Raw genomic sequence first — 17,354 nt, 5'->3', positions numbered from 1 at the left:
TGCATTGTCCGCGTGTCCTGGGCCGGGGTGCATTTTCCGACAAGACATGCCATGAGGTAGAATATAGACGAATAGGAACGAGAAGCCTTCCGATGGCGTTGAGCATCCAGGACCCCGAGACCGAACGCCTGGCCCGCGCCCTGGCCGAACGCACGGGAGGGACCATTACGATCGCCACGCGCCGTGCCCTGAAAGAACGACTGCGCCGCATGGGCTCCGAGGCTCGCAAGGCCGCCCTGCTGGAGTACAAGGGCGACGATTTCGCGCAAACCGACATAAGAGCGGCATGAGGCGCACGATGGAGAACCCTTCGTCGCCACCCGAAAACCTCCCTGACACAGGCAGTGCTGGGGGCGATACTGACCGGCAACTCACGACACCCCATTCCCCTCCCCTGACAGCGCATTTCGAAGATCTTGCCGATCGTGCCGGCACTCACGTCGAGGCCGCCCGTTCCGCCAATACCCGCCGCGCCTACGCTGCCGATTGGAAGCATTTTTCCGCCTGGTGCCGGCGCCAGAATGTCTCGCCCCTCCCCGCTGATCCGCAGGTCGTTGGCCTCTATATCACGGCTCTCGCCTCCGGAACCGCCGAACGCGGCATGAAGGCAAACTCTGTCTCCACCATCGAGCGTCGCCTCTCCGCCATAGGTTGGAACTGTGCACAACGCGGCATGCCGCTCGACCGCAAGGACAGGCACATTGCCACCGTGTTGGCCGGCATCCGCAACACCCACGCCGCCCCGCCCCGGCAGAAGGAGGCGATCCTGCCTGAGGATCTGATCGCCATGTTGGAGACCCTGGATCGCGGCAGTTTACGCGGCTTGCGGGACCGGGCGATGCTGCTGATCGGTTTCGCTGGCCGCCTGCGCCGCTCGGAGATCACCGGCCTCGATCTTGGGCGAGACCAGACGGAGGACGGGCGCGGTTGGATCGAAATCCTCGACAAGGGGCTACTCGTGTCGCTGCGCGGCAAGACCGGCTGGCGCGAGGTGGAGATCGGCCGCGGCTCCTCCGACACGACCTGCCCGGTCGTCGCTGTCGAGACCTGGATCAGGTTCGCAAAGCTCGCCACAGGTCCCCTCTTCCGCCGGGTCACCGGAAAAGGCAAAGATGTTGGGCCGGATCGCCTCAACGACAAGGAGGTTGCCCGCCTCGTCAAGTCGGCTGCCCTTGCCGCCGGTGTTCGCGGCGACCTCAGCGAAAATGAGCGCGCCGAAAAATTCTCAGGCCATTCGCTGCGCGCCGGGCTTGCCTCCGCATCGAGATCAAGCAGCGGTTCAACGCCTACATGAAGCATTATGGCGACAGCGTTCGCGATGGTGAGCGCGTCGGCCGCGACCTGGACCGGCGGATCGAACAGCTCGCGGCCGACCCTGGTGAAGGCCGCGCTTTCGCGGCATTTGTCGACGATGCGGTGCAGACGATGCCACTCTGTGAACGCAGCGTTAGCGTTCTGTGCCTTTTCAAGCCGGCCGCGATATCCCATGTTGGAGATCCCCCGCAACGGACCCGCGTCGAGGCAGAATATCCATGAAAAAAATCGGCTTCCTTTCCTTCGGTCACTGGACCCCCTCCCCTCAATCGCAGACCCGGTCCGCCGGCGATGCCCTTCTCCAGTCCATCGACCTCGCGGTCGCGGCCGAGGCGCTCGGCGCCGACGGAGCTTATTTCCGAATTCATCACTTCGCCCGGCAGCTTGCCTCCCCCTTCCCGCTTCTGGCCGCGGTCGGTGCGAAAACGAAGAGCATCGAGATCGGCACGGCGGTCATCGACATGCGCTACGAGAATCCGCTCTACATGGCGGAAGATGCCGGCGCCGCCGATCTCATCGCCGGCGGCCGCCTGCAACTCGGCATCAGCCGTGGCTCGCCGGAACAGGTCATCGATGGCTGGCGCTATTTCGGCTTTCAGCCGCCGGACGGATCAAGCGACGCCGATATGGGCCGTCGCCATGCCGAGGTCTTCCTCGACGTTCTGAGAGGCGAGGGCTTCGCCCAGCCCAATCCGCGCCCCATGTTCCCCAATCCGCCAGGCCTGCTTCGTCTCGAGCCCTATTCGGAGGGCCTGCGCGAACGTGTCTGGTGGGGCGCTGGCTCGAATGCCACGGCCGTCTGGGCCGCCAGGTTCGGCATGAATTTACAGAGCTCCACCCTGAAGGATGACGAGACAGGCGAACCCTTCCACGTCCAGCAGGCCGCCCAAATCCGGGCTTACCGCGAGGCCTGGAAGGAAGCCGGCCACAGCCGCACGCCGCGCGTCTCGGTCAGCCGCAGCATCTTCGCGCTCGTCAACGATCGCGATCGCGCCTATTTCGGCCGCGGCGGCAAAGAGGAGGATTCGATCGGCTATATCGACGAGAACACAAGGGCGATCTTCGGCCGCTCCTATGCGGCCGAGCCGGAGGAACTCGTCAAGCAGCTCGCCGCGGACGAGGCGATCGCGGAAGCCGACACGCTACTTCTCACCGTCCCCAACCAGCTCGGTGTCGACTACAATACGCACGTCATCGAGGCGATCCTGAAACACGTCGCGCCGGCTCTCGGCTGGCGCTAATGGCGGATCCGGACAGGTCCAGGTCAAATTGATCCGGCAGACTGACAGCGTTGCCTATAACTCCGTGACCGGATGGGCCTCGTGGAGTTTTTCCCCGAGAAGGAAGCGTCAGAAAGTCGGCGGCGTGTTGATCCAAAGCAGCACCGTCTCGCCATCATGCCAGTTCGACCAAGCGTGATGGCGCCGGCTCTCGAAATAGAGCGAATCGCCGGCGGCCAGGTCATAAAACTGATCGGAATCAAGCACGAACTCCACTCGTCCCGATAGCACATAGACGAACTCCTCGCCTTCATGCTTGTAGGCGCCTTCGCTTGAGGCGCCAGGTTCGAGCACGAACCGGTGGCAATCCATCTGGTTGCGGCCTTCGGCCAGCAGCTGAACCGTCACGCCGGGTGTCGTGCGCGGCCAGGTTCGCCATTCGCCGGAACGGACGAGCGCCCGGACCTCCGGCTCATCCTCGCCGGAAAGGCTGGAAACCGTCGTCCCGAAATATTCCGCGAGATTGTGCAGGACCGCGACGGAGACACCCTGCGAGGTGCGTTCCAGCGTCGAGAGAATGGACGCTGCAATGCCGATCTCACCGGCCACCTGCTCAAGTGTCTTGCCCGCCGCATGACGCAGGCTCCTGAGCTTGCGTCCGACCTGCGATGCTGGATTTGCATCTGCGGCGGCAGCGGCGGCATCGGTCTCGCCGGCTTCCGCTTCGAGCGCTTCGCGAATGGCCGCCGGATTGAGACCACGCTCGGCACGGAACCAGGAGACGCGCTTCAGCTGGGCGACGTCGCTCTCGCTGTACTGCCGGTGTCCGGTAGCGGAGCGCTCCGGCACGACGAGCCCCTGCGTCTCCCAGAGCCGCAAGGTCGAGGCCGAGACGCCGGCAAGGCGGGCCGCCTCCGCCACCTTGTACCGTACGGAGATGGCATCGCTCATGGGCCACCACTCGAAATTCTCATGCCGTCAATGTTCCAGATCGCGAAACAGGTCTTCGCCGCTGTCCAGATGGCGTGAACCGCGATCGCCGGGAAGCACAGGGGCACCGTCCGGCACCTTCAGTTCGAAAGGCAGACGTTTTTCTTCGGCAATGCGCAGCATCAGGAGACGGATAGCATCGGAAACCGAAAGGCCCATGGCGTCCAGCGCCGCAATCGCCTTCTGTTTTGTTGCGGAATCGATACGTGCACGGATAATGGCATCAGCAGTCATCGGCATCATTCTCCTATTGCTACTCGTTACAACGAGGCGGTGCCAACCCGGGAAATAGGCCAATCGGACGTCGCCGCGAAATCCTAAGTGTTCGAAGTATCAGAAAAATATCCGTCCAATGCACCAAGCATCAATGTAGCCACAGATGCCGCTGGGTGACAAGAAAAAGCATCACAAATGTAGTATTTGTGATCATCAAAATTAATTTGCAAACCTACAGAAAAAATGTAGGATTTGCAAATTGCTCCTCAACCTCAGGATGACGACCGTGACCAGTTTGACCGATCGCAAGAATGCAGCAATTTCCCGCGGCGTTGGCATGACCACGCAGATCTATGCGGACCGCGCGGAAAATTCCGAAATCTGGGACAAGGAAGGCAATCGCTACATCGATTTTGCCGCCGGCATCGCGGTGGTCAACACCGGCCACCGCCATCCGCGCATTATCGAGGCCGTCAAGGCGCAGATCGATCGCTTCACCCATACCTGCCATCAGGTCGTGCCCTATGAAAGCTACGTTCACCTCGCCGAGCGCCTCAATGCCCTGACACCGGGCAATTTCGCCAAGAAGACGATCTTCGTCACCACCGGCGCGGAAGCCGTGGAGAATGCCGTCAAGATCGCCCGTGCCGCCACCGGTCGCCAGGCCGTCATCGCCTTCGGTGGCGGCTTCCATGGCCGCACCTTCATGGGCATGGCGCTGACCGGCAAGGTCGTGCCCTACAAGGTCGGCTTCGGCGCAATGCCGGGCGATGTCTTCCATGCCCCCTTCCCGATCGAGCTGCATGGCGTCAGCGTCGAACAGTCGATCGCCGCCCTGAAGAAGCTGTTCGCGGCCGATGTCGATCCGGGCCGCGTCGCCGCCATCATCCTCGAGCCCGTGCAGGGCGAAGGCGGCTTCTATCCGGCGCCTACATCCTTCATGCGCGCCCTTCGCGAGATCTGCGACCAGCACGGCATCCTCCTGATCGCCGACGAGGTGCAGACCGGCTTTGCCCGTACCGGCAAGCTGTTTGCCATGGAACACCACGACGTTGCGCCCGATCTGATGACCATGGCAAAGAGCCTTGCCGGCGGCTTTCCGCTTGCAGCTGTCACCGGCCGCGCGGAAATCATGGATGCCCCCGCACCGGGGGGCCTCGGCGGTACCTATGGCGGCAGTCCGATCGGCATCGCCGCCGCCCATGCCGTTCTCGACATCATCGAGGATGAAAAGCTTTGTGAGCGCGCCGAGCAACTCGGCAGCCGCCTCAAGCAGCGCCTCGCCGCCATCCGCGACCAGGCGCCGGAAATTGTCGATATCCGCGGCCCGGGCTTCATGAACGCCGTCGAGTTCAACGACGTGAAGACCAATCTACCGAGTGCGGATTTTGCCAACCGCGTGCGCCTGATCGCTCTGGAAAAGGGACTGATCCTTTTGACCTGCGGTGTCCACGGCAATGTCATCCGCTTCCTCGCGCCGATCACCATTCAGGACGATGTCTTCGCCGAGGCGCTCGACATTCTCGAAGCGTCGATCATGGAAGCACGGGCCTGACGCGGACTTACTGAAAATGACATCGGGCAGCCCTACTGGCGCTGCCCGATGGACCCGGCCGTGTTTATCGGCTATCGGCATCGTCCCACGAGGACACGTGCCGCCCCGCGCCTTCGATGCGTGGACCGCCAGAAAGGATCACCGATGATCTTTACCGAGACGCTGATCGCCCATGTGAAGGAGCCGCGCCTGCTCGGGCCGGTCAATGCGCCCGGCGCGGCCGCGACAAGGACCTTCGATGTGCACAATCCTTCCACCGGAGCGTTGCTGGCGACCTTGCCCGACATGGGCGTGACGGAAACGCGAACCGCGATCGACGCGGCCTATGCAGCCCAGTTTCCCTGGGCCGAACGCCCGGCCGGCGACCGCAGCACGATTCTCCGCCGCTGGCATGATCTCCTCATCGCCCATCTCGATGATCTTGCGGCCATCCTGACCGCGGAAATGGGCAAGCCGTTGCCCGAATCCCGCTCCGAATTACAGCACGCCGCGGCCTATATCGAATGGTATGCGGAAGAGGCCAAGCGCATCTACGGCGAGACCATTCCTGCGCCCTCGACCGACCGCCGCATGCTGGTGATCAAACAGCCCGTCGGCGTCGTCGGCACGATCACGCCCTGGAACTTTCCAGCCTCGATGGTCGCGCGCAAGATATCGCCGGCGCTTGCCGTCGGCTGCACGGTCATCCTGAAACCCGCCGAACAGACGCCGCTCATCGCGCTGGCGATGCACGCGCTGGCGATCCGCGCCGGTTTTCCGAAGGGGGTCTTCAACCTCATCCTCGCTTCGCAAGGCGATGCGATCGGTCGCGAACTCTGCGCCAATCCCAGGGTGCGCAAGATCAGCTTCACCGGCTCGACCGAGGTCGGCCGCATCCTGATGCGGCAATGCTCCGACCAGATCAAGAAAATCAGCCTCGAACTCGGCGGCAGTGCCCCCTTCATCGTCTTTGACGACGCCGACATCGATGCGGCCGTCGATGGTGCCATCCAGGCGAAATATCGCAATGCCGGCCAGACCTGCACCTCGGCGAACCGCATTTATGTGCAGAGCGGCGTCCATGATGAATTTGCCCGAAAGCTGGCGGCGCAGGTTGGCAAGCTTTCGGTTGGCGACGGCTTTTCGCCGGGCGTCGCGATCGGCCCGCTGATCGACGACAGGGCGATCCGAAAGGTCGAAACGCATGTGAACGACGCGACCGCAAAGGGGGCATCGCTTCTCTGCGGCGGAAAACGGGTCTCGGGCGCCTTCTTCGAGCCGACCGTGCTTTCCAACGTCGACAAGAGCATGCTGGTCGCCTGCGACGAAACCTTCGGGCCGGTGGCGCCGATCATTCGCTTCGAGACGATGGAAGACGTCATCCTGCAGGCCAACGACACGATCTATGGCCTTGCCGCTTATTTCTACGCGACCGAACTGAAGAAGGTCTGGCGCGTCGCCGAAGCGCTGGAATACGGGATGATCGGCATCAATACTGGCCGCATGTCCTCAGAAGCCGCCCCTTTCGGCGGTCTCAAACAATCCGGCATCGGCCGCGAAGGCTCCCGCCACGGCGCGGAGGACTATCTGGAAATGAAATATCTCTGCATGGGGAATATTTGAGGCGGCCACACTTGGAGTGGTCGCAATCAAGCATCCTCGTCAGTCCAAGGGCGCCGCCTTGGTATATGTTCTAAATCGGCTGACTGCCGCCAAGCTCCGCCAGCCTCGCTGAGGCTTCACGCTGGATAAGGGATGTCAACGCGTGCCGGATAACTGCGGATTTCTTCGTAAACCCCGTATACGCCTGATTTAGCAAACATTTCATCGTCCAGAACGACTGTAATCCGCATAATATCAATCCCCCAAGACGAGACTAGTTTACCACGGAACAATCCCTAGTTGGATACCTCCGGTCTCATCCCGATCTCGGCCAGAACCTCCTGCGTATGCTCGCCAAGCCGTGGCGCACCGCGTTCCAGCGCCAGTTCCGAATCTGAAAACGAAATCGGCGTACGCACGCCCGGCGCCGTTCCTGAAGCTGATCCGGTGTGCGGCGTATCGATCCGCATGCCGCGATGAATGATCTGCGGATCGAAAAAGACGTCCGCCACCGTATTGATCGGCCCGCCGGGCACGCCGGCTGCCTCCAGCATGTCAAGCAGCGCGGCGCGGCTGAACGTTGCCGTCCGCGCGGCCAGTTCCGGCGTCAGGCTGTCGCGGTGTTTCACCCGGGTCGCATTGGTGAGGTAGCGCGGATCCGTTGCCAGGTCGTCCAATGCCAGCAGAGCGCAGAACTTGACGAACTGCCGGTCGTTGCCGACAGCGACGATCAGGTGGCCGTCCGAGACGGGAAAGACCTGATAGGGCGCGATGTTCGGATGCGCATTGCCGAGGCGGCGGGGAGATTTTCCCGAGACCAGGAAATTCAGCGCCTGGTTGGCCAAAACGCCGGTCATGCAGTCGAACAGCGCCATATCGATCTGCTGGCCGACACCGGTGCGCTCGCGCATGTGAAGCGCAGCCTGGACGGCGATGACGCCGTAGAGCCCGGTGAAGATATCGGCAAAAGCGACGCCGATCTTCTGCGGCTCCCCTTCCGGGTCGCCGGTCAGATCCATGATGCCGCTCATGCCCTGGATGATATAGTCGTAACCGGCGCGGTGGGCATAGGGGCCGTCCTGGCCGAAGCCGGTGACCGAGCAATAGATCAGCCGCGGGTTGATCTTCTTCAGACGTTCATAATCGAGGCCGTATTTCGCCAGGCCGCCGACCTTGAAATTCTCCAGCAGCACGTCCGACTGCGCTGCAAGCCGGCGCACCGCCTCCTGCCCTTCCTCCGTGGTGAAATCGAGCACGACCGAGCGCTTTCCCCGGTTGCACGCGTGGAAATAGGCGGCATCCAGATGCTCGCCGCCATCGCCCTCGACGAAGGGCGGCCCCCAGCTCCGCGTGTCGTCGCCGGCGGGGCTCTCCACTTTGATGACGTCGGCGCCGAGATCGGCCAGCGTCTGGCCGATCCACGGCCCGGCGAGGATGCGGGCCAGTTCGAGAACCTTCAGTCCCTTGAGCGGCGTTTCCATCGCGGCACTCAGAAGAAGGCCTGCAGCCCGGTCTGGGCGCGGCCGAGGATCAGGGCGTGCACGTCATGGGTGCCTTCATAGGTATTGACCGTTTCCAGGTTCACCATGTGACGCATCACCTGATACTCCTCGGAAATGCCATTGCCACCATGCATGTCGCGGGCCGCGCGGGCGATATCCAGAGCCTTGCCGCAATTGTTGCGCTTGACGATCGAGATCATTTCCGGCGCCATGCGGTCGGCATCCATCAGTTGACCAACCCTAAGCGAAGCCTGAAGGCCGAGGGCGATTTCCGTCTGCATGTCGGCAAGCTTCTTCTGGAAAAGCTGCGTCTGCGCCAGCGGCCGGCCGAACTGCTTGCGGTCGAGGCCATATTGCCGCGCCGCATGCCAGCAGAATTCCGCCGAACCGAGCACGCCCCAGGAGATGCCGTAGCGGGCGCGGTTGAGGCAGCCGAACGGCCCTTTCAGCCCCTCGACATCCGGCAGCAGCGCCTCCTCGCCGACCTCGACATTATCGAGCACGATTTCGCCGGTGATTGAGGCCCGCAATGACAGCTTGCCGCCGATCTTCGGCGCACTCAGTCCCTTCGTGCCCTTTTCCAGCACGAAGCCTCGGATGGCATTGCCATGCGCCTCGGATTTCGCCCAGACTACGAAGACGTCGGCGATCGGCGCGTTGGAGATCCACATCTTCGAGCCAATGAGCCGGTAGCCCCCTTCGGTTTTCACAGCCCGCGTCTTCATGCCGCCCGGATCGGAGCCGGCATCCGGCTCGGTCAGACCGAAACAGCCGATCCATTCGCCGCTGATCAGCTTCGGCAGATATTTCCGCCGCTGCGCCTCTGAGCCGTAGACGTGGATCGGATAGATCACCAGAGAGGACTGCACGCTCATCATCGAGCGATAGCCGGAATCGACGCGCTCAACCTCGCGGGCAACCAGGCCGTAGGCGACATAGGAGGCACCGGCGCCGCCATAGGTATCCGGCACCGTGACACCGAGCAGCCCGAGTTCGCCCATCTCGCGGAAGATCGAGGGATCGGTCGTTTCGTTGCGATAGGCCTCGATCACGCGCGGCTGCAGCTTTTCCTGCGCATAGGCGCGCGCCGTATCGCGGATCATCCGCTCGTCTTCGGAAAGCTGTTCCTCCAGCAGAAAGGGATCGTCCCACTGGAATTCCTGTCTAGCCATGATGCCATCCTCCCTTCGCTTTCGTTCTTGAAATGGTTATGGCAAGACGGGCGGAACGATACAAACGAAAATGCGGCACTGCCTCATGCGCAGCCGGAATGCAGGGTAGGCCGGCATGCCGCCGCCAATACCGCGAATATCGCAACGGAAACGTCTCACCGGGATCTCCATGCCAGACCATCGCCTCGAACGCTTCGCCCATAATCTCGACTGGAACCTGTTGCGCACCTTTGTGGTGCTGGTCGAGGAAGGCAGCATTACCGCCGCCGCCAACCGACTGCTGTTGCAGCAACCGGCAGTCAGCATGGCGCTGAAACGGCTGGAGCGGACGGTCGGCCAGAAACTGATCGACCGCCGCCCCGGACGCTTCGACCTGACGGAAGCCGGCGAGAAGCTGCGCCGCCAATGCAGGGATATCTTCGCCGCCGTTGTGCGGCTGCCCAACGCGCTCGAAGAGGCTGGCGAGGAGGTAACGGGCCATGTCAGCATTCATTCGGTCAGCCATGTGCACAATCCCGCCTGGGACAGCCGCCTTGAAAGCTTCTTTTGCGTGCACCCGAAGGTGACGATCAGCATCACCGTGGAAACGACGGTCAGCGTCATCAGCGCCGTCGAACGCAATATCGCCACCATCGGTCTCAGCGACGGCAATATCCCCGACGGCCTGAGCAAGGCTTTCCACATTCGCGAGCAATATGCCCTCTATTGCGGCTGCGGCCACAGGCTGTTCGGTGTCCGGGATGCTGCATTCAACGAACTTCGTGGCGATCCTTTCATCGCCTTCATCGCAGACGTTCTGGGCGGGCAGCACATGAACGCCATAACGGCCGTGCGCGCCATGGGCTCCTTCGGCCAGCAGGTTCGCGCCGTCTCCTGCAATGTCGAAGAGGTCATTCGCCTGATCGCCGCCAACATCGGCATCGGCATGCTGCCCTGCCATCTGGCCGCGCCGGAGCTGGCGGCTGGCAAGCTCTGGCAGTTGCCACCCTACGATCTGCTGCCGGCAACGGATGTTTTCCGCATCTGGAATCAGAATGCCATCCTCAATCCCGCCGAAGCGGCTTTCCTCAAATATGTCGACGACGTCGAGCCGCAAGATCATAGTTCCTCGTATCAATAAATTTAATAGTCACCCCGCAGTCCGGCAAATTCGGAAAAACCTCGGAACGAGTGCCGGACGCGACCGTTGTAGGCGCGAACCCTCCCCTATGATTGCAAAGGAGCCGGCGAAATGCCTTTCATCGACAAATCGAAAATCCTCATTCTTGCGACGCATGGCTATGAGCGCTCGGAACTCCGCTTACCGCTGGAAGAATTGACGAAGCGCGGCGCGCAGGTGAAAGTCGCGTCCACGAAGAAGGAACCTATCAAGAGCTGGGACAAGAAGAACTGGGGCGACACGGTCGATGTCGACCTCCTGGCCAAGGATGTGAAGATCGACGATTTCGATGCGCTGGTCCTGCCCAGCGGCCAGATCAACCCGGATATCCTGCGCCATGACGAGGACGCCATGCGTGTCGTCAAGGAATTCGTCAAATCCGGCAAGGTCGTAGCGGCCATCTGCCACGCGCCGTGGCTGCTGATCGAGGCCGACGCCGTGCGGGGCCGCAAGGCGACCTCCTATATCTCGATCAAGACCGACATGAAAAACGCTGGCGCCAATTGGTCGGATGAACCTGTCGTTACCGACAAGGGGATCATCACCTCCCGCAACCCGGGCGACCTTCAGCCTTTCGTCAACAAGATCGTCGAGGAAATCGAGGAAGGCCGCCACGAAAACCGCGCGGCGTGAACTTTTTCGCGAATCAAGGACGGGCCGATAGGCGTCTTTCTGCTCAGAGACAAAACCGACCGTAACGGCCATTGCTGTAGACAAGCGAGTGGCCATCGCCGGCAACGATCGAGACGACACGGCCGAGAATGATGGCATGGCTGTGCCGCTCGATCACCTCGTCGACCTCGCAATCGATGCCGGCCAGCGCACCGCGCAGGACCGAGGCGCCGCTGGCGAGCGTGAACCATTCGGCCCCGTCATACCGCTCGGCACCCTTCAATCCGCCCTTTCCAGAAAACCGGTCGGCAACGTCCTGCTGCTCGGCGGAGAGGATATTCACGCAGAAGTGACGATAGCGGCTGATGACCGGCCAGCTGGAAGAGTTGCGGTTGATACTGACGATCATTGTCGGAGGCTCGACGGAAAGGGCCGTGGCAGACGTCACGGTGGCGCCCGTCCGCTCGTCGCCGACGCCGGCGGTAAGGACGGATACGCCACCCGACATCCGCCGCATCGCCGCTTTCAGCGCGTCCTGATCAGCCACATGCTCGAAGGGTTGTTCCCGTGTCGAGGCGACCCGGTCGATCGAATTTCGCAAGGCAAGGTTCATGCGCGTCCACTCTTTTGCCGTTTCGTCCAGGGAATTTACGCACGGAAAGTCCGGTTTTCTCAAGCAAAGAACGCCCGCACACGCTCCCGAAGCCGGATCGATTTTTCAATCATCATTAAATTTATAGATTACATTATTTTCCCGCAGGCACGGGATTTTGCGACAGTGATGTGCTGCCGAAATGCAGCCTTCAGCAATAAGGCACGATTTTCATAGACTATTGACAGCATCACCAATTGTGGCAGGATTGTGTTAACGCCCGTTAATAAATTCAAGGGAACAGCGGAGAACGAATGTTTTATCACGGTGGAATGACGCTCGGTTATCTGAGGCCTCCGGCTAAGCCGGAAAAAACTGTTCGCGTTGAAATAGCATCGCGCAAGGACCAGGAGGAAACCGTCGAAATCGAGCAGCAACGCGATCAGGAACTGAGCCGCGCGTTTCTCACGCCTTGGCACCTTTTCTACTGACCTTCCCGCTCATTTCCCAGCCTCATTCCGGCGGTGCAGCAGCTGAAGCAGACACACCCCGGCCATTGGTGGCAACACTGGAATACATGCCCGTGGTACGGAATTCCGTCGGGCTCGCGCCGAAATAGCGTCTGAATACCTTGGCAAAATAGTTCGGATCCTCGAAGCCGGACATGATCGCCACTTCCTTCACCGACAAGTCCGCAGCCTTCGTCAGGAGCTTGGTAGCCCGCTGCAGCCGCTTTCGCAGCACGAATTCGGCTGGCGGCATGCCCTCGCTCGCCGCAAAGACCCGCGAGAAATGCGCCCGACTGAGGCCGGAAACATCCGCGAGTTTTTCGACCGGAAGCGGATGCTCGAGATTGGCGATGATGTGGTCGATGACATGCTGCATCGTCCGGTATTCCTGGCTGAACACCGGGTGCGCCCCGAACACGTCGTCGTAAAGCGCCATCGCCGCCTCGTAGGCGATCGCCGACGCACTGCCCGGCGCGTCGGCGCCGCCGGAAATCAGTCTCAGGCTGCAATCGGCCAGATGCTCGATCGTCTCCGGCTTGAGGTTCAGGATCGGCCCGGTCGTCGAGAGAATGGCCTTGTGGATGCGCAGGGCTTCCTCGCCATTCATCGAGATCCAGAAAAACTCCCAGCGTCCGTTCTGCTCGAGCCAGTAGCGATGATTGTGCGGCACGAGCACGAGCAAGGTCTCACCCTCGCGAACCCGATAGTTGCGGCTCTCATAGCGAAGATTGCCTGCACCCGCGATCGTGTGCTGCAGCACGGTGAACGGTGTCTGGCCGCGTTTTCGGCCGTCCCAGTCGTAGCTCTGATCGGTGCGGATCTCATAGCCCGTGCTGGTCGGCATGGTGTGCAGGCTGTGGCGTCCGCGCGGCAGCGAAACGGTCCGCATGACGGGGCCATTCTCGATCAATCGTTTCAGCACAGAATTACCCATGAAAGCACAATACCTCTCTGGCGATGAAGAATATTATACGCATAATACCCCTCAATAAAGCAAGATGACCGGGTTGGAGCGGCATCGACAGGGAGAGCTGGGAGGATAAAGGCGCCAGGACGCCGCATTTCCCGCGCATTGATTTTACCCTGTCCGTTTTTTCCCGGCCGAATGACCAGCGACGAGGACAGCATGAGCAGCTTCAAGATTGCCATAATAGGCGCCGGCAGTGTCGGCTTCACCAAGAAACTCTTCACCGACATTCTCTGCGTGCCGGAGTTCCGCGACGTCGAGTTCGCGCTTACCGATTTGAGCGAGCACAATCTCGGCATGATCAAGTCGATCCTCGACAAGATCGTTGAATCCAATAACCTGCCGGCCAAGGTGACGGCATCGACCGACCGCCGCGAGGCAATCGCCGGTGCGCGCTATATCATCTCCTGCGTCCGCGTTGGTGGCCTCGCCGCTTACGCCGACGATATCCGCATCCCGTTGAAATATGGCGTCGACCAGTGCGTTGGCGATACGATCTGCGCCGGCGGTATTCTCTATGGCCAGCGCAACATCCCGGTGATCCTCGATTTCTGCAAGGACATCCGCGAGCTTGCCGAACCCGGCGCGAAGTTCCTCAACTATGCCAACCCTATGGCAATGAACACCTGGGCGGCGCTTGAATATGGCAAGGTCGACACGATCGGCCTCTGCCATGGCGTCCAGCACGGCGGCGAACAGATCGCCGAGATCCTCGGCGCCAAGGATGGCGAGCTCGACTACATCTGCTCGGGCATCAACCACCAGACCTGGTTCGTCGATGTGCGCGTCAAGGGCCGCAGAATAGGCAAGGACGAGCTGGTCGCAGCCTTCGAAGCGCATCCGGTTTTCTCGCAGCAGGAAAAGCTCAGAATCGACGTTCTGAAGCGTTTCGGCGTCTATTCGACCGAAAGCAACGGCCACCTCTCGGAATACCTGCCCTGGTACCGCAAGCGGCCGGAGGAAATTACCCGCTGGATCGATATGTCCGACTGGATCCACGGCGAAACCGGCGGCTACCTGCGCTACTCGACCGAGACCCGCAACTGGTTCGAGACCGAATTTCCGCAGTTCCTCAAGGATGCAGAAAAGCCAATCGACCCGGCCCGCCGCTCCAATGAGCATGCCAGCCACATCCTCGAAGCGCTGGAAACCGGACGCGTCTATCGCGGCCATTTCAACGTCAAGAACAACGGCGTCATCACCAACCTCCCATCGGACGCGATCATCGAATCGCCCGGCTTCGTCGATCGTTTCGGCATCAACATGGTCGCCGGCATCACGCTGCCGGAAGCCTGCGCCGCCACGTGCATTTCCTCGATCAACGTCCAGCGCATGTCGGTCCATGCCGCCATCACCGGCGATATCGATCTTCTGAAACTGGCCGTGCTGCATGATCCGCTGGTCGGCGCCATCTGCACGCCGGAGGAGGTCTGGCAGATGGTCGACGAAATGGTGGTCGCCCAGGCTGAGTGGCTGCCGCAATATGCCGATGCGGTTCCCGCCGCCAAGGAGCGGCTGAGCAAGGCCACGGTCAAGACCCGCGACTGGAAGGGCGTTGCCCGCCGCGAGGTCCGTTCGGTCGAGGAGCTGCGCGCCGAAAAGGAAGCAACCAAGCTGAAAGCGGCGAGCTGAACGGTTTCAGCGAGATATGCGAGGCCCGTTTTCCTGAGGAGGAGGCAGGTCTGGGAGTGGGCAATCCGTTTGCCCGCTCTTCCGGCAGACGGCATGACGCTGTCCCGCCGGGTGCTGTTAGGAGGAGAGCCGCCCATACCGGGACGGCCTGAAGCATGAGGGAGAAACAACGACAATGAAACGCTTTCGCCATCTGAAAACCACCACCGCCCTTCTATTGGGCGTATCGGCGTTCGCCGTGACGGCCTGGGCTGCCGAGCCCACCGTCGTGCCCGAGCAGCCGCCATTCCCGGCGCAGGGCAAGATCACCTATGTACCGCGCGATTCGATCCTCGAATTCAAGGCGCTGCCGGAATACAAGGAACCGGATTGGGTCACCGAGAAATTCGTCAAGACCGGCAAGCTGCCGCCGGTGGCCGAGCGGCTGCCGAAGGAGCCGATGGTTTTCAAGACCGGCAACATGCCGGACGGCATCGGCGTCTATGGCGACACGATGCGCCACGTCATCGGCGGTCGCCCGGAAGGCTGGAACTATTCGGCCGGCCAGACGCAAGGCTGGGGCGGCATCGATATCGGCTTATCCGAATGCCTGACGCGCACCGCGCCGCTCTACCAGGTCGAAGCCAGCGACGTCGAGCCGCTGCCGAACCTCGCCAAGAGCTGGGATTGGTCCGAAGACGGCCACAAGCTGACCATGCACCTGGTCGAAGGTGCCAAATGGTCGGACGGCGTGCCGTTCAGCTCTGAAGACGTGATGTTCTATTGGGACGACAACGTCGTCGATCCCAACGTGTCGCCGCTGAATGGAGCAACCCCCGAAACCTTCGGCGAAGGCACGACGCTGACAGCCATTGACGCCAACACCGTCGAGTGGACCTTCAAGGAAGCCTTCCCGCGGCAATATCTCTATGCCATGGCCTACGGCACGTTCTGCCCCGGCCCGGCGCATATCCTGAAGACCAAGCATCCCAAATACAACAAGGATGTGACCTACGACCAGTACAAGAACGGCTTCCCGGCCGAATATATGAACATTCCCGTGATGGGGGCCTGGGTCCCGGTCTCGTACCGGGCGGACGACATCATCGTCCTGCGCCGGAATCCCTACTACTGGAAAGTCGACGAGGAAGGCCATCAGTTGCCCTACCTTAACGAGATGCACTACAAGCTCTCGACCTGGGCCGACCGCGACGTGCAGGCGATCGCTGGTTCCGGTGACTTCTCCAACCTCGAGCAACCGGAAAACTTCGTTGAATCGCTCAAGCGCGCTGCGTCCGACGCGGCACCGGCTCGCCTTGCCTTCGGCGCCCGCCTGATCGGCTACAATCTGCGTATGAATCTCTCCGCAAACGGCTGGGGCGAGCCCGATGCCCGCGGCAAGGCCGTGCGCGAGCTCAATCGCAACGAGGACTTCCGCAAGGCTGTCACCATGGCGCTTGACCGCAAGAAGATCGGTGAATCGCTCGTCAAGGGCCCGTTCACCGCGATCTATCCCGGCGGTCTTTCGTCGGGCACGAGCTTCTACGACCGCCAATCGACGGTCTACTATCCCTTCGATCTCGAAGGCGCAAAGGCGCTTCTCGAAAAGGCCGGTCTGAAGGATACGGACGGCAACGGTTTCGTCAACTTCCCAGCCGCAACGGAAGGCGGTCAGGACGTTCAGGTCGTGCTCTTGAGCAATGGCGACTACGGCACCGACCGCAACCTTGCGGAAGGCGTGATCGGCCAGATGGAGCAGCTCGGCTTGAAGGTGACGCTCAACGCGCTCGACGGCACCAAGAAAGACAACGCACACTATGCCGGCCAGTTCGACTGGACGATCCGCCGCAACGATCCGGACCTGACGTCCGTGGTGCAGAACACCACCCAGCTCGCTCCGATGGGGCCTCGCACAAGCTGGCATCATCGCGCCGGCACGGACGGTACGCTCGACCTCTTGCCCTATGAGAAGGAACTCGTGGACATCGTCAACAAGTTCATCGCCTCGGACGACAATACCGAGCGCACCGAACTGATGAAGCAGTATCAGAAGGTCGCAACGGAAAATGTCGATACGGTTGGCCTCACCGAATATCCGGGCGCACTGATCATCAACAAGCGCTTCTCGAACATTCCGGTCGGTGCCCCGATCTTCATGTTCAACTGGGCTGAGGATACGATCATCCGCGAACGGGTCTTCGCTGCCGCCGACAAGCAGGGAGATTACGAACTCTTCCCTGAGCAGCTTCCCGGCAAGCCGGGCGAAAACGGCCCGATCAACTGATCTTTCCTGAAACACGCCCCGGCCGCCGACATTGCGGCCGGGGCAGCCCCTGAACACACAAGAGAACCCA

The 17,354-nt window shown here is 61.4% G+C and carries 15 protein-coding genes and 1 pseudogene; 10 read left to right on the top strand and 6 right to left on the bottom strand.

Going from position 1 to position 17,354, the window contains the following annotated elements; genetic code table 11:
- Window positions 1–92: 92 nt before the first annotated feature.
- The 3 genes and pseudogenes from ACSQ2W_RS08360 to ACSQ2W_RS08350 form a co-directional block, all read left to right on the top strand.
- Window positions 93–245, top strand: a pseudogene (locus ACSQ2W_RS08360) (type II toxin-antitoxin system VapB family antitoxin); the annotation flags it as partial.
- Window positions 246–286: 41 nt separating this feature from the next.
- Window positions 287–1,294, top strand: coding sequence for an integrase (locus ACSQ2W_RS08355; RefSeq protein ID WP_436085841.1), 1,008 nt, complete (start codon window positions 287–289; stop codon window positions 1,292–1,294).
- Window positions 1,295–1,532: 238 nt separating this feature from the next.
- Window positions 1,533–2,555, top strand: coding sequence for an LLM class flavin-dependent oxidoreductase (locus ACSQ2W_RS08350; protein WP_436085840.1), 1,023 nt, complete (start codon window positions 1,533–1,535; stop codon window positions 2,553–2,555).
- Between the two features lie 108 nt (window positions 2,556–2,663).
- Here the strand turns inward: ACSQ2W_RS08350 and ACSQ2W_RS08345 are convergent, their stop codons facing one another.
- Window positions 2,664–3,485, bottom strand: coding sequence for a MerR family transcriptional regulator (locus ACSQ2W_RS08345; protein WP_436085839.1), 822 nt, complete (start codon window positions 3,483–3,485; stop codon window positions 2,664–2,666).
- Between the two features lie 27 nt (window positions 3,486–3,512).
- Complete coding sequence (locus ACSQ2W_RS08340; protein WP_436085838.1) at window positions 3,513–3,758, bottom strand: type II toxin-antitoxin system RelB/DinJ family antitoxin; 246 nt, start codon at window positions 3,756–3,758, stop codon at window positions 3,513–3,515.
- A gap of 268 nt (window positions 3,759–4,026) precedes the next feature.
- On the opposite strand from ACSQ2W_RS08340, the gene ACSQ2W_RS08335 reads away from it, so the two are divergent.
- Window positions 4,027–5,295: a 4-aminobutyrate--2-oxoglutarate transaminase gene (locus tag ACSQ2W_RS08335; RefSeq protein ID WP_436085837.1), complete on the top strand. Its 1,269-nt coding sequence runs from the start codon at window positions 4,027–4,029 to the stop codon at window positions 5,293–5,295.
- A gap of 144 nt (window positions 5,296–5,439) precedes the next feature.
- Window positions 5,440–6,897 (top strand): NAD-dependent succinate-semialdehyde dehydrogenase, encoded by a 1,458-nt coding sequence (locus ACSQ2W_RS08330; protein ID WP_436085836.1) that lies wholly within the window; start codon window positions 5,440–5,442, stop codon window positions 6,895–6,897.
- A 275-nt stretch (window positions 6,898–7,172) separates the two neighbouring features.
- Here ACSQ2W_RS08330 and ACSQ2W_RS08325 read toward each other — a convergent pair whose 3' ends face one another.
- Window positions 7,173–8,357, bottom strand: a complete 1,185-nt coding sequence (locus ACSQ2W_RS08325) for a CaiB/BaiF CoA transferase family protein (RefSeq protein ID WP_436085835.1) — start codon at window positions 8,355–8,357, stop codon at window positions 7,173–7,175.
- Between the two features lie 8 nt (window positions 8,358–8,365).
- Window positions 8,366–9,550, bottom strand: coding sequence for an acyl-CoA dehydrogenase (locus ACSQ2W_RS08320; protein ID WP_436085834.1), 1,185 nt, complete (start codon window positions 9,548–9,550; stop codon window positions 8,366–8,368).
- 169 nt (window positions 9,551–9,719) lie between these two features.
- Between ACSQ2W_RS08320 and ACSQ2W_RS08315 the strand changes: the two genes are divergently transcribed.
- Together ACSQ2W_RS08315 and ACSQ2W_RS08310 are read left to right on the top strand one after the other, a co-directional pair.
- Entirely contained in the window at window positions 9,720–10,670 is a 951-nt protein-coding gene (locus tag ACSQ2W_RS08315) for a LysR family transcriptional regulator (RefSeq protein WP_436085833.1), read from the top strand.
- Between the two features lie 111 nt (window positions 10,671–10,781).
- Window positions 10,782–11,342, top strand: coding sequence for a type 1 glutamine amidotransferase domain-containing protein (locus ACSQ2W_RS08310; protein ID WP_436085832.1), 561 nt, complete (start codon window positions 10,782–10,784; stop codon window positions 11,340–11,342).
- 43 nt (window positions 11,343–11,385) lie between these two features.
- Here the strand turns inward: ACSQ2W_RS08310 and ACSQ2W_RS08305 are convergent, their stop codons facing one another.
- Entirely contained in the window at window positions 11,386–11,934 is a 549-nt protein-coding gene (locus ACSQ2W_RS08305) for a flavin reductase family protein (protein WP_436085831.1), read from the bottom strand.
- A gap of 293 nt (window positions 11,935–12,227) precedes the next feature.
- Here ACSQ2W_RS08305 and ACSQ2W_RS08300 point away from each other — a divergent pair, with 293 nt between their 5' ends.
- Window positions 12,228–12,404 (top strand): hypothetical protein, encoded by a 177-nt coding sequence (locus ACSQ2W_RS08300; RefSeq protein ID WP_436085830.1) that lies wholly within the window; start codon window positions 12,228–12,230, stop codon window positions 12,402–12,404.
- A gap of 22 nt (window positions 12,405–12,426) precedes the next feature.
- Here the strand turns inward: ACSQ2W_RS08300 and ACSQ2W_RS08295 are convergent, their stop codons facing one another.
- Window positions 12,427–13,356, bottom strand: a complete 930-nt coding sequence (locus ACSQ2W_RS08295; protein ID WP_436085829.1) for a helix-turn-helix domain-containing protein — start codon at window positions 13,354–13,356, stop codon at window positions 12,427–12,429.
- Between the two features lie 192 nt (window positions 13,357–13,548).
- Here ACSQ2W_RS08295 and ACSQ2W_RS08290 point away from each other — a divergent pair, with 192 nt between their 5' ends.
- Window positions 13,549–15,021, top strand: coding sequence for an alpha-glucosidase/alpha-galactosidase (locus ACSQ2W_RS08290; protein ID WP_436085828.1), 1,473 nt, complete (start codon window positions 13,549–13,551; stop codon window positions 15,019–15,021).
- A gap of 175 nt (window positions 15,022–15,196) precedes the next feature.
- Window positions 15,197–17,284 carry an ABC transporter substrate-binding protein gene (locus ACSQ2W_RS08285; protein ID WP_436085827.1) on the top strand — a complete coding sequence of 696 codons (2,088 nt, stop codon included), beginning with the start codon at window positions 15,197–15,199 and terminating at the stop codon, window positions 17,282–17,284.
- Window positions 17,285–17,354: the final 70 nt, after the last annotated feature.

The organism is Pararhizobium sp. LjRoot255, from assembly GCF_964252905.1.
Classification (GTDB): domain Bacteria; phylum Pseudomonadota; class Alphaproteobacteria; order Rhizobiales; family Rhizobiaceae; genus Pararhizobium.
This window is presented reverse-complemented; position numbering and strand designations above follow the sequence as displayed.

What these genes read in the sequence shown, in the direction of transcription:
- ACSQ2W_RS08295 (WP_436085829.1), bottom strand. Translation starts at nt 13,356, where the DNA reads ATGGGTAATTCTGTGCTGAAACGATTGATCGAGAATGGCCCCGTCATG.
- ACSQ2W_RS08290 (WP_436085828.1), top strand. Translation starts at nt 13,549, where the DNA reads ATGAGCAGCTTCAAGATTGCCATAATAGGCGCCGGCAGTGTCGGCTTC.
- ACSQ2W_RS08305 (WP_436085831.1), bottom strand. Translation starts at nt 11,934, where the DNA reads ATGAACCTTGCCTTGCGAAATTCGATCGACCGGGTCGCCTCGACACGG.
- ACSQ2W_RS08310 (WP_436085832.1), top strand. Translation starts at nt 10,782, where the DNA reads ATGCCTTTCATCGACAAATCGAAAATCCTCATTCTTGCGACGCATGGC.
- ACSQ2W_RS08345 (WP_436085839.1), bottom strand. Translation starts at nt 3,485, where the DNA reads ATGAGCGATGCCATCTCCGTACGGTACAAGGTGGCGGAGGCGGCCCGC.
- ACSQ2W_RS08350 (WP_436085840.1), top strand. Translation starts at nt 1,533, where the DNA reads ATGAAAAAAATCGGCTTCCTTTCCTTCGGTCACTGGACCCCCTCCCCT.
- ACSQ2W_RS08285 (WP_436085827.1), top strand. Translation starts at nt 15,197, where the DNA reads ATGAAACGCTTTCGCCATCTGAAAACCACCACCGCCCTTCTATTGGGC.
- ACSQ2W_RS08315 (WP_436085833.1), top strand. Translation starts at nt 9,720, where the DNA reads ATGCCAGACCATCGCCTCGAACGCTTCGCCCATAATCTCGACTGGAAC.
- ACSQ2W_RS08340 (WP_436085838.1), bottom strand. Translation starts at nt 3,758, where the DNA reads ATGACTGCTGATGCCATTATCCGTGCACGTATCGATTCCGCAACAAAA.
- ACSQ2W_RS08300 (WP_436085830.1), top strand. Translation starts at nt 12,228, where the DNA reads ATGTTTTATCACGGTGGAATGACGCTCGGTTATCTGAGGCCTCCGGCT.
- ACSQ2W_RS08330 (WP_436085836.1), top strand. Translation starts at nt 5,440, where the DNA reads ATGATCTTTACCGAGACGCTGATCGCCCATGTGAAGGAGCCGCGCCTG.
- ACSQ2W_RS08325 (WP_436085835.1), bottom strand. Translation starts at nt 8,357, where the DNA reads ATGGAAACGCCGCTCAAGGGACTGAAGGTTCTCGAACTGGCCCGCATC.
- ACSQ2W_RS08320 (WP_436085834.1), bottom strand. Translation starts at nt 9,550, where the DNA reads ATGGCTAGACAGGAATTCCAGTGGGACGATCCCTTTCTGCTGGAGGAA.
- ACSQ2W_RS08355 (WP_436085841.1), top strand. Translation starts at nt 287, where the DNA reads ATGAGGCGCACGATGGAGAACCCTTCGTCGCCACCCGAAAACCTCCCT.